Below are 291 nucleotides of genomic sequence, written 5' to 3'. Positions count from 1 at the left end.
TTTATTGGAATCATANNNNCTTCAATTATTCTTTTTAAATTTTCTATATTTTCTTTATAGAGTTATTATATTTAATTTTTTATTATAATTCATGCTAGAGAGANTTTGGATATATACCTGGTAATCCTAANACATGATCTCCATGCCAATGTGTAATTAATATATAGTNNNNTTTTGTTGGTGAAATTTTCTTTTTCCTTAATTGTCTTTGTATATTTTCTCCACAATCTAATAAAATTCCTTTTTTATTGAATTTTATAAATATGCCTGGATGATTTCTATTTTTAGTAG

Annotated in this window: 1 protein-coding gene; it reads right to left on the bottom strand. The window is 22.1% G+C overall.

Annotated features, from left to right (window positions below; all coding sequences use genetic code 11):
• Positions 1 to 94: 94 nt before the first annotated feature.
• A complete protein-coding gene (locus LUA84_RS05390; RefSeq protein WP_457913365.1) occupies positions 95 to 214 on the bottom strand; it encodes an MBL fold metallo-hydrolase in 120 nt (39 codons plus the stop codon).
• Positions 215 to 291 lie beyond the last annotated feature (77 nt).

The organism is Candidatus Nanopusillus massiliensis (assembly GCF_920984865.1).
This window is presented reverse-complemented; position numbering and strand designations above follow the sequence as displayed.